Annotated in this window: 11 protein-coding genes; 6 read left to right on the plus strand and 5 right to left on the minus strand. The window is 73.1% G+C overall.

The window, feature by feature from the left end; all coding sequences use genetic code 11:
• The first annotated feature begins 42 nt into the window (after window positions 1-42).
• Genes AB4880_RS05695 through AB4880_RS05715 form a run of 5 tightly spaced genes read left to right on the plus strand, consistent with a single transcriptional unit; the run spans window position 43 to window position 3,356 of the window.
• On the plus strand, window positions 43-405 hold the full coding sequence (locus AB4880_RS05695; protein WP_367918242.1) for a hypothetical protein: 363 nt from the start codon (window positions 43-45) through the stop codon (window positions 403-405).
• Window positions 402-1,319, plus strand: coding sequence for an FAD:protein FMN transferase (locus AB4880_RS05700; protein WP_367918243.1), 918 nt, complete (start codon window positions 402-404; stop codon window positions 1,317-1,319). The genes AB4880_RS05695 and AB4880_RS05700 overlap by 4 nt, the downstream gene beginning before the upstream one ends.
• Window positions 1,316-1,906: a hypothetical protein gene (locus AB4880_RS05705; RefSeq protein WP_367918244.1), complete on the plus strand. Its 591-nt coding sequence runs from the start codon at window positions 1,316-1,318 to the stop codon at window positions 1,904-1,906. Before AB4880_RS05700 ends, AB4880_RS05705 begins: the two co-directional genes overlap by 4 nt.
• Entirely contained in the window at window positions 1,903-3,165 is a 1,263-nt protein-coding gene (locus AB4880_RS05710; protein ID WP_367918245.1) for an NADH-ubiquinone oxidoreductase-F iron-sulfur binding region domain-containing protein, read from the plus strand. Before AB4880_RS05705 ends, AB4880_RS05710 begins: the two co-directional genes overlap by 4 nt.
• A complete protein-coding gene (locus AB4880_RS05715; RefSeq protein ID WP_367918246.1) occupies window positions 3,162-3,356 on the plus strand; it encodes a ferredoxin in 195 nt (64 codons plus the stop codon). Before AB4880_RS05710 ends, AB4880_RS05715 begins: the two co-directional genes overlap by 4 nt.
• Window positions 3,357-3,375: 19 nt before the next feature.
• On the opposite strand, the gene AB4880_RS05720 is transcribed toward AB4880_RS05715, so the two are convergent.
• Window positions 3,376-5,373, minus strand: coding sequence for a DNA gyrase/topoisomerase IV subunit B (locus AB4880_RS05720; RefSeq protein WP_367918247.1), 1,998 nt, complete (start codon window positions 5,371-5,373; stop codon window positions 3,376-3,378).
• Window positions 5,374-5,791: 418 nt separating this feature from the next.
• Here AB4880_RS05720 and AB4880_RS05725 point away from each other — a divergent pair, with 418 nt between their 5' ends.
• Complete coding sequence (locus AB4880_RS05725; RefSeq protein ID WP_367918248.1) at window positions 5,792-6,013, plus strand: DUF7455 domain-containing protein; 222 nt, start codon at window positions 5,792-5,794, stop codon at window positions 6,011-6,013.
• Between the two features lie 148 nt (window positions 6,014-6,161).
• Here AB4880_RS05725 and AB4880_RS05730 read toward each other — a convergent pair whose 3' ends face one another.
• The 4 genes from AB4880_RS05730 to AB4880_RS05745 form a co-directional block, all read right to left on the minus strand.
• The gene (locus AB4880_RS05730) at window positions 6,162-7,589 is read right to left on the minus strand and encodes a cellulase family glycosylhydrolase (protein ID WP_367918249.1); all 1,428 of its coding nucleotides are present in this window, start codon (window positions 7,587-7,589) and stop codon (window positions 6,162-6,164) included.
• Window positions 7,590-8,004: 415 nt separating this feature from the next.
• Window positions 8,005-9,555 (minus strand): RNA polymerase sigma factor, encoded by a 1,551-nt coding sequence (locus AB4880_RS05735; protein WP_367918250.1) that lies wholly within the window; start codon window positions 9,553-9,555, stop codon window positions 8,005-8,007.
• A gap of 257 nt (window positions 9,556-9,812) precedes the next feature.
• Entirely contained in the window at window positions 9,813-11,240 is a 1,428-nt protein-coding gene (locus AB4880_RS05740) for an NAD(P)/FAD-dependent oxidoreductase (RefSeq protein WP_367918251.1), read from the minus strand.
• A 10-nt stretch (window positions 11,241-11,250) separates the two neighbouring features.
• Entirely contained in the window at window positions 11,251-12,456 is a 1,206-nt protein-coding gene (locus AB4880_RS05745) for an MDR family MFS transporter (protein WP_367918252.1), read from the minus strand.
• Window positions 12,457-12,459: the final 3 nt, after the last annotated feature.

Here is a 12,459-nt window from a genome sequence, read left to right on the forward strand (position 1 = left end):
GCGTTGGGGGCTGCCTGACACGCACCGAGCGACGCTCGGGACATGTCCGATCACCGCATCCGCCCCACCTCCGGCGCCCACCACCCCGTGCAGCGGCGGCAGAACCTGCTCACCCGCGCCCGGATGGCGACCGCCGGTGTCGTGATCGCGGCCGCGTCGGCGACGGGCTTCCTGACCGTCGCCGCCGCCCACGCGACGGCCGGCGGGCACGCCACGACCACCACGACGGGCACGCAGGGCTCCTCGGGCACGTCGTCCCGCGGCTCCGGCTCGGCCGGGACCGGGACGCCACCGCGCTCCCGCGGGCACGCCACCGGATCCGGCGCCGCCGGCGCCGCCGGCTCGTCCGGCTCGGGGAGCAGCGACCACCAGAGCAGTCCGGCGGCCGGGAGCCACGCGTCATGAGCGCGCTGCAGTGGCGGGACTGGTCGTGCACGGTGCGCGTCGTCCTCGGCGACGGCCGACCCGGAACGGCAGGCACGGCCGAGCACCTGGTGCGCAGCCTGATGGACGACGTCGCCCGGTCGGTCGACCGGTTCACGTCCACCAGCGACGTCTCCCGCGTCAACGCGGCCGCGGGGCGGCTGATCCCGGTCCGCCCGTTGACGCTCGACCTGGTCGAGCTGGCCCTGCGCGCGGCGCGGGACACCGACGGCGCCTGCGATCCGACCGTCGGGCGGCACGTCGAGGCGGCCGGCTACGACGTCGACATCGCCGCACTGCGGACGGACATCCGCGCGGTCCCCCTCGCTCGTGAGCGCCCCCGGTCCGCGGACTGGCGCGCGGTGCGGATCGACCAGCGCCTCGGCCTGGTGGGGGTGCCCGCCGGTCTCGGCCTCGACCTGGGCGCGACCGCGAAGGCATGGACGGCCGACGAGGCCGCCGCCCGGCTCGAGCGCGAGCTGGGGGTTCCGGCCCTCGTCGGCCTGGGCGGCGACGTCGCGGTCGCCGGCGACGCGGAGTGGCCGGTGCTGGTCAGTGAGCGGGAGGGCGGCCCCGGCGAGGTCGTCACCCTGCACCGCGGCGGGCTGGCGACGTCCTCGACCCTGGTGCGTCGGTGGCGCACCGTCGAGGGCGAGCGACACCACGTCATCGACCCGCGGACCGGCCGGCCGAGCGCCGGGGCCGTCCGGACGGCGTCCGTGCTCGCCGAGAGCTGCCTGGCGGCGAACGTCCTCAGCACCGCCGCCCTGGTGTGGGGATCCGACGCCCGCGAGCGGCTGCGGACCCAGGCCGCGCGCCTCGTCGACGCCGACGGCCGGGTCGTCCGGACCGGCGCCTGGCCGTCGGCACGTCCCGAGGGCGGTGCGGTCGCATGACGCTCTGGTTCCTGGCCCGGTCCGCGGGCTTCGTCGCGCTCCTGGCCGCCTCCGTGACCGTCGCCCTCGGCGCGCTCGGCTCGTCCAGCCGGGGCGAGCGGCGGATCGTGGCGCATCTCGTCCACCGGTCGGCCGCCGTCCTCACCCTGGCGATGCTCGGCCTGCACGCGGTGCTGCTGGTGACCGATCACTTCATCGACCTGTCCGTCGCCGGCGTCCTGGTCCCCTTCACGGCCGGCTACCGCGGCCTGGCGCTCGGGTGGGGCACGCTGGCGGTGTACGGCTTCGTGGTCGTCGCGCTCACCGGCGCCCTGCGCGGACGGACGGCGGCGAGCGCGGTCGCGGTGCGCGCGTGGCGCGGCGTGCACCTCACGGCGTACGCCGCCTGGGTGCTCGCGATGGGGCACGGCCTCCTGGCCGGCACCGACACCGGCACCCGGTGGGGACTGGCCACCTACGTCGGCTGCGGGGCGCTCGTCGCCGGCGCGATCGCCGTACGCCTGCGGGCCGTCGACCGCGAGCGGCTCCAGCCGCTCACGCGTGCCCGCGCGGCCATTCCCGCGCGCACCCGAGGAGCACTGCGATGACGACCACGCCCACGGCGTCCCCGGCCTCCGCGCCCCCGGCGCTCGCCTGGGGCTCCGCCCGCCTGCTGGCCGGCACCAGCGAGGGCCGCGCCGACCTGGCCGCCCACCGCGCGGCGCACGGCCCCACGCACCCCTACGACGTCCACCGGCTGACGATGGCGCTCGAGGCGGTGCGCCTGCTCGGGCACGGCGGCGCCGCCTTCCCCGTCGCGGCGAAGCTCCGGGCGACGCCCGCCGGACGCCGTACCCAGGTGGTGGTCAACGGCTCGGAGGGCGAGCCCGCCAGCCACAAGGACCGCACCCTGATGCGGTCGGCTCCGCACCTGATCCTCGACGGCGCGATCGCCGTGGCCCGGGCCGTCGACACCCGCCACGTGAGCGTCGTCGTCGCCGACCCGGCGGCCCACGCCTCGCTGACCGCGGCCGTGCGCGAGCGGGACGACGCCCGGACGGTCCGGATCGTGCGGCACGCGCACGGCTATGTCGGCGGCGAGATCCGCGCCGTGACGCGCGCCCTGTCCGGCGAGCCCGCCGTGCCGCCCGGACGGCGAGTGCTCCCGACCGTCCACGGCGTGGGCGGCCACCCCACCTTCGCCTCCAATGTCGAGACGTTCGCCCAGATCGGGCTCCTGCTCAGCCTCGGGGTCGACCAGTTCGCGTCGGTCGGGGCCGCCGACGAGCCGGGGACGACGCTGCTCACCGTCCTCGGCGACCTCCCCCACCCGGCGCTCGCGGCCGGCGCCGTCCTGGAGATCCCCACCGGACTCCCGCTGGCCCTGCTCGTGGGCTCCGCGCCGGGCCCGGTGCTGATCGGCGGCTACCACGGCACCTGGCTCGACGGGCCGGGCTCCCTCGTGCTGTCTCGCCCGTCGCTCCGGGCCGCGGGCGCGCCGCTCAACGCCGCGGTCGTCGCCCGGCTGCCGGAGACCACCTGCCCACTGGGCGAGGTCACGGCCGTCGCCGGCTGGCTCGCGGAGCAGAGCACCGGCCAGTGCGGGCCGTGCTACTTCGGACTGCCCGCCGTGGCGCGCACGCTGCACCAGCTGCTGCGCGGTGCCGCCGTCGAGGACCAGGCACTCGCCCGCGCCGGACTGCTGCGGGGCCGCGGCGCCTGCGCCCATCCCGACGGCGCGTCCACCTTCGTCGGGTCGGCGCTCGCCGTCCTCGACGAGGAGATCCGCGTGCACCGCACCCACGGACACTGCGGGCGCCCGTGGCAGGGCGTCCTGCCGACCGACCAGGAGGGTGGCGCGCGATGAGCGGAGCGATCGAGATCGACTGGACCCGCTGCGACGGCCACGGCCTGTGCGCCCAGCTCCTCCCGGAGCGGATCACCCTCGACGAGCACGGCTTCCCCGTCGTCCACGACCGCACCGTCGGCGACGCGCTCGTCCCGCACGCGCGGCGGGCGGTCGCGGTCTGCCCGCGACTCGCCCTGCGCCTGGAGTAGCCGCCGACGCGACGCCCGCTCAGGCGTCGATGGTCTCCATGTCGACCTCGTACGCCCCCTGCACCAGGAACTCCTTGCGCGGCGCCACGTCACTGCCCATCAGCAGCTCGAACACCTCGGCGGCCACCTCGAGCTCGTCGACCGTCAGCCGCCGCAGGGTACGGCGCCGCGGGTCCATGGTCGTCTCGGCCAGCTGGTCGGCGTCCATCTCGCCGAGTCCCTTGTAGCGCTGGACCGGCTCCTTCCACTTCACGTTCTTCTTCTTCAGCTCGGCGAGCTTGCGCTGGAGCTCGTCGTCGGAATAGGTGTAGACGTATTTGTCCTGGCCCTTCTTGGGCGCCGAGATCTCGATCCGGTGCAGCGGCGGCACGGCGGAGTAGACGCGGCCGGCCTTGACCAGGTCGGGCATGTACTTGAAGAAGAGCGTGGCGAGCAGGGTGCGGATGTGGGCGCCGTCGGAGTCGGCGTCGGCCATGAAGATGATCCGGCCGTAGCGGCGGGCGTCGAGGTCGAAGGTGCGGCCCGAGCCGGCGCCGACGACCTGGATGATCGAGGCGCACTCGGCGTTCTTGAGCATGTCGCCCACCGACGCCTTCTGCACGTTCAGGATCTTGCCGCGGATCGGCAGCAGCGCCTGGAACTCGGCGTTGCGCGCGAGCTTCGCCGTACCGAGCGCGGAGTCACCCTCGACGATGAACAGCTCGGTGCGCTCGTTGTCGCCGGAGCGGCAGTCGGCGAGCTTGGCCGGGAGGGACGACGACTCGAGCGCGTTCTTCCGGCGCTGGGTCTCCTTGTGCTGACGCGCCGCGATCCGGGTCTTGGACGCCGCGACGACCTTCTCCATGACCAGCTTGGCCTGGGCCTTCTCGGCCCGCTTCGTCGAGGTGAGGAACTCCTTGAGCTCCTTCGCCACGACCTTGCGGACGACGGTGCGCGCGGCGGGCGTGCCGAGGATCTCCTTGGTCTGGCCCTCGAACTGGGGCTCGGCCAGCCGGACCGTCACCACGGCGGTCATCCCCTCGAGGATGTCCTCCTTGATCACGTCGGCGTCGTTGACCTTGAGCGCCTTCGCGCCGCGCATCGCGTCGTTGAAGGTCTTGGTGAGGGCAGTCTCGAAGCCGGAGACGTGGGTGCCGCCCTTGGGGGTGGCGATGACGTTGACGAAGGAGCGCAGCTCACTGTCGTAGCCGGTGCCCCAGCGCACCGCGACGTCGACGGTCAGCTCACGCTCGACGTCCTGCGGGGTCATGTGCCCCTTGTCGTCGAGCAGCGGGACGGTCTCGGTGAAGACGTCGCTGCCCTGCAGCCGCAGCACCTCGGTGACCGGCTCGTCGTGGGCGAGGAAGTCGCAGAACTCGGCGATGCCGCCGTCGTGGCGGAAGCTCTCCTCGGTCCACTCGGCCTTGTCGGCGGCGCGCTGGTCGCGGATCACCAGCTCGAGACCGGGCACGATGAAGGATGTCTGCCGGGCCCGGCCGATGAGGCCGTCGAGGACGAAGTCGGCGTCCTTGGTGAAGATCTGGCGGTCGGGCCAGAACCGGATCCGGGTGCCGGACTTGCCCTTCGCGACCCGCCCGCCCTTGCGGGTCAGGCCGGACTGCGGGGTGAAGCCGGCGCTCGGGCCCTCGCCGTCGAAGACGCCGGGGACGCCGCGGCGGAAGCTCAGGCCCTGGGTGGCCGGCGAGCGGTCGACGTCGATGTCCATCCGGCTCGACAGCGCGTTGACGACCGACAGGCCGACGCCGTGCAGACCACCGGTGGCGACGTACGAGCCGCCGCCGAACTTGCCGCCCGCGTGCAGCTTGGTGGCGACCACCTCGACGCCGGGGAGCCCGGTCTTGGGCTCCTTGTCGGTCGGGATGCCGCGGCCGTCGTCGTGGACCTCGACCGAGTCGTCGGCGTGCAGGATCACCTCGACCCGGCGGGCGAAGCCGCCGAGGGCCTCGTCGACGCCGTTGTCGATGATCTCCCAGAGGCAGTGCATGAGCCCCCGGGTGTCGGTGGAGCCGATGTACATCCCGGGACGCTTCCGCACGGCTTCGAGGCCCTCGAGGACCAGCAGGTGGGCTGCGTTGTAGGTGTTGTCGGCGATGACCGGCTCCTTCTTCGATGAAACGGGTGCCCTTGAGGGGATGAATCTACCGGCGACACGCCGAAGACCGTTGCAGGCACACGGTTCGGGGGCGGAGGACGATGCTCGGACCACGGTCGGGTACTGCACAGATACCGGTCGAGTCAGCCCACGCTGATCGATCGGATGATCACAGGCTGGTTTCAGGCAGTGGAAAATCGAACAAGGGTCGTCCTGCGGATGCTTGGATGGACGGGTAGCGAAGTGGAATGGAACACACCCAGCCGGGAATCTTTGATCTAGTCGCTACGTTGGTCCGGACAGCATCCGATGAGGATGTTGATCGCTAGAAAGTGAGGCCGAGATGACGACTGCCATTGCTCCGAGTGCTCCGCTGACCGCGGAGGATCGCTGCGACCGTTGTGGTGCCCAGGCCTACCTCCGCGTAGAGCTCGCCACGGGTGGCGAGCTCCTCTTCTGCGCACACCACGCTCGCGAGCACGGTGACGCACTCAAGGAGATCGCCGTGGGCTTCCACGACGAGACCCACAAGCTCACCGACAAGCCGGCGCCGATCGCCGACTGATCTTCGGTCTCGTCCGGGGCCTCGAGCCGTTGCTCGGGGCCCCGACGCTTTTTCGGGGTCGGTCTCTCCGTCTCACCCGGCAAATCGGTCGTGGATCGCGCCGATTCGGGACAGGAATGCCGCGTGAGACGCACCCCACGCGCGAGCGTCAGCCCAGCGGGGTCACCGTGAGCGTGCCGCCGCCCGGGACGACGGCCGCGGTGAGCAGGCCCGTGGCCGGGTCCCAGCTCCAGTCGCTCGCGCCGGCGACCGCGATGCCCTCGGGGTAGACGCCCGCGGGCACCTGCAGCGACGCGGTGCCGGCCGGCGCGTCGACCCAGCTCACGGTCAGCCGGCGCGTGGCCGGGGCGTAGTCGATGGTGCGGAGGGTGCCGGGGACGGCCTGCGGGTACGGACGCCGTACGGCATCACGGATGGGGGTCGGGCCGCCGTCGGCGCGGAACGGACCGTAGCCCGGGTCGGTGTACTCCCACAGCGCGGCGCCGGCCAGGGCGTCGTCCGCCATCGCGTAGACGTGGGTCACGAAGTCGGACGCGCCGCCCGCGCCGGAGAACACGCCCCACTCCCCGATCCACAGCGGGACCTTGGCCAGCCCGGCCGCGAGCCGGGAGGACGCGACGGCGGCATCGGCGAGGATCCGGGTCTTCTCCAGCAGCGGGATGTCGGACGTGAGGTCCCACGGGCCGTAGAGGTGCGGCGCGTAGACCGAGTTCGGCGGCATCAGCCCGACCGGCGGCACCTCGACCACCGTCTCGGACTTGATCACGTTCGGCTCGATGAAGCCGACGGCGTCCGGGTCGACGGTGCGGATCGCGGCGAGCCAGCGCGCCTGGCTCGGGAACAGGTAGGTCGTCTCGAAGACGACCGGCGGGAGCAGGCCAGGAAACGGCTCGTTGAAGAGGTCGTAGCCGATCACGTTCGGCGCGTCGCCGACGGCGCGGGCCACCGCGACCCAGGCGTCGGCGAAGCGGGCCTGGAGGTCCTTCGACGTCCAGAAGCTCGTGAACGCGCAGTCGACCGCCGGGGAGAAGTAGTCGGCTCCCCACGCGCCGGTGAGCTGCGCGAGCGGCAGCTGCGGGCACAGCCCGGGCTGATAGGCCCACAGCGGCGCGCCGTTGCCGGCCGGCTTGCCGTAGAGGTCCTGGTGCATGTCGACGGTGACCAGCAGCCCGGCGGCGCCGGCCCGGTCGATGAGGCTGCGGAAGCGGGCGAGATAGGCGGTGTCGACCTGCCCACGGCTCGGCATGACCGCCTGCCAGGAGGTGTAGAGGCGCAGCTGGTTGAGGCCGAGGCTGCGGATCCGGGCCAGGTCGGCGTCGCTCACGTCGGGCAGGTACGGCGCGCTCTTGTGGCCCAGGTTGATGCCGCGCAGGATCACGTCGCGCCCGGTCGCGTCGCGCAGCCGCTTGCCGTCGGTGTGCAGCGGGGTGGCGATGGCGGCGCCCGCCGGGGCAGTGTCCGACGCCGGCGTGGTGGTCGGCGACGGCGTCGGCGTCGGCTCGGCGGCCGCCACGGACATCGTCGGCGCGACCAGCAGGGGGACGGCGGCGACCAGCGTGGCCAGGCGAGAAAACATGAACACTCCTCAGGTTTGAGGGCACAGCCTGGCCGACCGCGCGGAGTCTTGTCCAGAGATCCGGGCAAACGGCTCCGGCGACTCGTCCGCGGGTCGCCTGTCCGGGTGCGCCGCCGTCGAGTGACGGGTGATCGCCGGAGGCCGGCGCGAGGAGGGCACCGATGGGCCGGGAACCGCATGCTTCGGGCCGGTTTTCGTGCGGTTCATGCCCCATCGAAACCCGTTCCACCCGACCACGCCGCGCGGAGCATCAGGCCTCGGAGCGGCCGCGTAGCGGCGGCGCGGACGAAGTCCGTGCCGACAACCGCGCCGTCCACGAAAGCAGCACGGCCCCACCGGAGTCCGGTGGGACCGTGCTGTGGAGCTGTCAGGCGAGCTGTCAGGCGAGCTGTCAGTCGAGCTGTCAGTCGAGCTGTCAGTCGAGGTAGTCGCGCAGCACCTGCGAGCGCGACGGGTGACGCAGCTTCGACATCGTCTTCGACTCGATCTGGCGGATCCGCTCGCGCGTGACGCCGTAGACCTTGCCGATCTCGTCGAGCGTCTTGGGCTGACCGTCGGTCAGGCCGAAGCGCATCGACACCACGCCCGCCTCGCGCTCGGAGAGCGTGTCGAGGACGGCGTGCAACTGCTCCTGCAGGAGGGTGAAGCTGACCGCATCGGCCGGAACGATCGCCTCGGAGTCCTCGATCAGGTCGCCGAACTCGGAGTCGCCGTCCTCACCCAGCGGGGTGTGGAGGGAGATCGGCTCGCGACCGTACTTCTGGACCTCGACGACCTTCTCCGGGGTCATGTCGAGCTCCTTGGCGAGCTCCTCCGGCGTGGGCTCGCGGCCCAGGTCCTGCAGCATCTGGCGCTGGACGCGGGCGAGCTTGTTGATGACCTCGACCATGTGCACCGGGATGCGGATGGTGCGGGCCTGGTCGGCCATCGCGCGGGTGATCGCCTGCCGAATCCACCAGGTGGCGTAGGTCGAGAACTTGTAGCCCTTGGTGTAGTCGAACTTCTCGACCGCGCGGATCAGACCGAGGTTGCCCTCCTGGATCAGGTCCAGGAAGAGCATGCCGCGGCCGGTGTAGCGCTTGGCGAGCGAGACGACGAGACGCAGGTTGGCCTCGAGCAGGTGGTTCTTGGCGCGGCGGCCGTCCTCGGCGATCCACTCGAGCTCCTCGAGGAGCTTCGGGGAGATCTTGCCGCCCTTGCCGAGCTTCTCCTCCGAGAACAGGCCGGCCTCGATCCGCTTGGCGAGCTCGACCTCCATCTCGGCGTTGAGCAGCGGGACCTTGCCGATCTGCTTGAGGTAGTCCTTGACCGGGTCGGCGGTCGCGCCGGCCACCATGACCTGCTGGGCCGGCTCGTCGGTCTCGTCGGCCGAGGAGACGATGAACGACGCGTTCTTCTCGTCCTCCTTGATGGAGGGGTCGGCCGCGACGTCCTTCTCGAACTGCTCGTCGGAGATGTCGGGCAGGATCTTCTTGCCGTCGGGACCGACCGCGGGCTGCCCGGTCTCGGTCTCCTCGACCTCGAGGTCGGCGAGGTCGACGGCCTCCATGTCGTCGGCGTCCGGCTCGTCGCCCGGGGCGGCGGCCTTCTCCGGCGCGGCCTTCTTGGCCGCCGGAGCGGCGGGCGCGGGGGCGGCCGGCTTGGCCGGCGCGGCCTTCTTCGCCGCCGGAGCGGCCGGGGCCGCCTTCTTCGCCGTGGTCGCCGTGGTCGACCCGGTCTTGCGCGCGGCCGCCGCGACGGCGCGCTGCTCGACCGGCGAGCCGAGCTCGACGGAGATGGCGAGGCCCGCGAGATGGGCCATCAGCCCCTTGAGCTGGGCGGGGGCGACCTCAGCCGCCGCGAAGGCCTGACGGACGTCCTCGGCCGTGACGCTTCCCGCCGAGGTGCCGCGCTGGATCAGAGCGGCGATGGAGGGGTGGCTGAGCAGGGCGGGCGGGACCGAACGATGGTTCGAGGACACGAACACCTCTCGATGCTGACGGTTCTAGGGCGCGGCAAAGACCGGAGGCGTCAAGACCGCAAGATCATTCTGCCACGGCTCCCCCAGCCTCCCCGTCATCGGGGCGCACCTGGTACGTCGAAGCGTCCCGCCCGCGCGCCCCGTCTGACCGGATGTCGGGCCGATGTCGGGCCGATGTCGGGCCGGTGGCCGGCCGGTGGCGGGCTGGTGGCGGGCTGGTGGCGGGCCCGTGGCAGGCAGGTGTCGGGGCGGTGGCGGTCGGCCTACGAGTCGAACCCCAGCCCGCAGCGGTCCAGCGTGCGCAGCCACAGGTTGCGCTCCCCCTGCCGCCGGTCCGCCCGCACGAGCGACCACCGGGTGAGGTCGATGCCGGCCCGCGCGAGCGGGTCGGGCGGGAAGGGCAGCGGCGCGCGGCGGACCATCTCGAGCGAGGTGCGCTCGGTCTGCGCGCCGTCGAGCAGGTCGAGCATCACGTCGGCGGCGAACCGGCTGGCGCCGACGCCGAGCCCGGTGAACCCGGCGGCGTGCGCCACCCGCCCGCGGTGGGCGGTGCCGTAGAACGCGCAGAACCGGGTGCAGGTGTCGATCGCGCCCGCCCACTGGTGGGTGACGCGCACGCCCGCCAGCTGCGGGAAGGTGGTCAGCAGGTGCTCGCCGAGCCTCCGGAAGGTCTCGGGGCGCCGCTCGTACTCCGGGCGCACCCGCCGGCCGGGGTGGTAGATCGCGTCGTACCCGCCGAAGAGCAGCCGGTCGTCGGCACTCAGCCGGTAGTAGTGGAACTGGTTGGCGAGGTCGTCGACGCCCTGTCGCCGGCGCCAGCCGATGTCGGCCAGGACGTCGGCCGGCAGCGGCTCGGTCATCAGCACGTAGTCGTAGACCGGCACCGTGTGCAGCCGGTAGCGGCGCACCAGCGACGGGAAGACGTTGGTGGCCAGGGCGACCCGGTCGGCGACGACTCGGCCGCGGTCGAGCTCGACGCGCACCGGACCGCGCCGTCCGTCGGCGTCGACCCGCGTGACGCGCGCGTGCTCGAAGATCTCGACGCCGAGCGAGCGCGCCAGACCGGCCAGCGCCCGCACCAGCTTGGCCGGATGCACCAGTGCGGTGTCGTGGCTCTCGATCCCGGCGAGATAGACGTGGCCGTTGACCTCGGCACGCACGGCCGCCTCGTCGAGGAAGCGCCCGTGCCCGGCCGCCGCAGCCTCCTGCAGCCACGCGACCTGGTGCGGCTCGACCGCCACGGCCAGGTTGCCGGTCCGCTCGAAGTCGGCGTCGAGGCCGTGCTCGCGCACCGTGCACTCGATCCCGTCGAGGTTCTCCCGGCCCATCCGCTCGAGCGTGTCGATCTCGTCGGGCCAGCGGCTGCGGCCGTTCTCGTAGCCGTGGGTGAGCGACGCCGAGCAGAAGCCGCCGTTGCGCCCCGACGCCGCCCAGCCGAGCCGCTCCCCCTCGAGCAGGACGACGTGCCGGCCGGGGTCGCGCTCCTTGGCCCGCACGGCCGTCCACAGGCCCGCGAAGCCGCCGCCGACCACGACCAGGTCGCCCCGGTGATCGCCGCGCAGCAGCTCGGGCGGGCCGGGGTCGCCGACGTCCTCGATCCAGAAGCAGGCCTGCCGGGCCTCGCCGAGCAGGTGGTCGACGAGTGCCGCGGCCGGGCGCCGGCGCTCGTAGACGGTCGGTGCAGCAGCCATGAGGGACTCCTCAGTCCTCGAGGGTGGTCGACGTGGGGGCAGGAGAGGGAGGGACGACGGCGACGCGGCGGTCGAGCGACGGCACCATCGCGACCCGGCCGAGCAGGCCGACGGCGCCGACCGCGGCGCAGCCGAGCCAGAGGCCGGTCGGTCCGGCGGCCTCGAGCGTGACGCCGCCGAGCGTGGGGCCGACCAGGGTGGCGAGCGGCCACACCGCGCTCGACACCGCGAGGTAGCGCCCGCGCAGCGCGGGCGGCGCCATCAGGGTCGCGACGCCGGCGACGGTCGGCATGGTGAGCAGCTCGCCGAGGGTCCACAGGCAGACGCAGACGGCGTACGCCGTGAGCGTGCCGGCGCCGACCTGACCCAGGTAGCCCAGCGCGAGCAGCCCCGCGCCGACGGCGAGCAGCACGCTCTGCCGCCACGCCCGCAGCACCCGCTCGAGGGGCATCTGCAGCACCATGAGCAGCACGCCGTTGAGCACGAGCAGCAGCGCGTAGTCGGTGGTCGCGAAGCCCGCGTGGGACAGCACGACCGGCAGCGTCACCTGGGCCTGCAGGTAGACGGCGATGAAGAGCAGGTGCAGCGCCACGAAGAGCATGAAGACCCGGTCGCGCAGCACCACGCGCACCGACGTCCCGGCTCCGGCGGGCTCCGGTCGGCGTACGGCGTCGACGCCGGGCGGCACCAGCACCGCGCACGCCAACGCGGCGACCAGCATCGACGCGGCCTCGACCCAGAACACGAGCGCGAAGGACCGGGCAGCCAGGTAGCCGCCGACGGCCGGGCCGATCGCGAAGCCGGCGTTGACGCCCACGTAGTAGAGGGCGTAGCCGCGGCGCAGGTCCGGCGGCTCCAGGACGTCGGCGATGAGGGCGTAGCCGGCGGGCCCCACGGCCTGGGCGGCGTACCCGAGCAGCAAGGTCATCGCCGCGACGACCGCCGGCACCGGCGCCGTCGCCATGACCGTGCACACCACGGCGTTGGCGAGCAGGCCGGCCAGGACGACGCGGCGCGGCCCGATCCGGTCGATGAGGCCGCCGATCGTGGCGGCAGCCAGCAGCCCGCCCGCGCCGACGAGCGAGACGACGAGGCCGGCGACGGTCGGCGAGTAGCCGGCCTCATGGGTGAAGAAGAGCGTGAGGAAGGGGACCACGACCCGTCCCGCCCAGACGACGAAGATCGCGATCCACATGCCCCAGTAGGCGCGTGGCATCCG

The sequence above is a fragment of the Nocardioides ginsengisoli genome (assembly GCF_039537225.1).
In the GTDB taxonomy this organism is placed as follows: Bacteria; Actinomycetota; Actinomycetes; order Propionibacteriales; family Nocardioidaceae; genus Nocardioides; species Nocardioides ginsengisoli.

Excerpts from the sequence above, each read along its gene's own strand:
- AB4880_RS05710 (WP_367918245.1), top strand. The coding sequence starts at position 1,903 with ATGACGACCACGCCCACGGCGTCCCCGGCCTCCGCGCCCCCGGCGCTC.
- AB4880_RS05695 (WP_367918242.1), top strand. The coding sequence starts at position 43 with ATGTCCGATCACCGCATCCGCCCCACCTCCGGCGCCCACCACCCCGTG.
- AB4880_RS05745 (WP_367918252.1), bottom strand. The coding sequence starts at position 12,456 with ATGCCACGCGCCTACTGGGGCATGTGGATCGCGATCTTCGTCGTCTGG.
- AB4880_RS05730 (WP_367918249.1), bottom strand. The coding sequence starts at position 7,589 with ATGTTTTCTCGCCTGGCCACGCTGGTCGCCGCCGTCCCCCTGCTGGTC.
- AB4880_RS05740 (WP_367918251.1), bottom strand. The coding sequence starts at position 11,240 with ATGGCTGCTGCACCGACCGTCTACGAGCGCCGGCGCCCGGCCGCGGCA.
- AB4880_RS05715 (WP_367918246.1), top strand. The coding sequence starts at position 3,162 with ATGAGCGGAGCGATCGAGATCGACTGGACCCGCTGCGACGGCCACGGC.
- AB4880_RS05725 (WP_367918248.1), top strand. The coding sequence starts at position 5,792 with ATGACGACTGCCATTGCTCCGAGTGCTCCGCTGACCGCGGAGGATCGC.
- AB4880_RS05705 (WP_367918244.1), top strand. The coding sequence starts at position 1,316 with ATGACGCTCTGGTTCCTGGCCCGGTCCGCGGGCTTCGTCGCGCTCCTG.
- AB4880_RS05720 (WP_367918247.1), bottom strand. The coding sequence starts at position 5,373 with ATGTACATCGGCTCCACCGACACCCGGGGGCTCATGCACTGCCTCTGG.
- AB4880_RS05700 (WP_367918243.1), top strand. The coding sequence starts at position 402 with ATGAGCGCGCTGCAGTGGCGGGACTGGTCGTGCACGGTGCGCGTCGTC.